The 278-nt window shown below is 38.1% G+C and carries 1 protein-coding gene; it reads right to left on the minus strand.

Going from position 1 to position 278, the window contains the following annotated elements; translation table 11 throughout:
* A partial coding sequence (locus tag AAEY83_RS14505) for a PH domain-containing protein (RefSeq protein ID WP_351059954.1) occupies window positions 1-278 on the minus strand: 278 nt, incomplete at both ends.

Raw genomic sequence — 278 nt, forward strand, 5'->3', positions numbered from 1 at the left:
TGCTTAGGCTGTTTTCGATAGTGTCTGTTTCGCTTTGTTCAGTATTTGGTGCTTCTTGCTGTTGCTGCGCTTTAAAATCAAATATTTGTTTACGCATTTGCTGTGCATAAACTTTAGTAACACCAGGTAAAACAACTTCTTGCGACACACTGCCAGCGGCATCAAAAATACAATTAACTAAGTTTACGGGGGTAAAATAAAACGGCTCGGCAATATTAACGTTTTGCACACGGCCAAATTTAAGCGTAAGTCGCTCTTTTTTAAATACACCTTTGTTA

The organism is Psychrobacter sp. TB20-MNA-CIBAN-0197, from assembly GCF_040309765.1.
Taxonomy (GTDB): domain Bacteria; phylum Pseudomonadota; class Gammaproteobacteria; order Pseudomonadales; family Moraxellaceae; genus Psychrobacter; species Psychrobacter submarinus.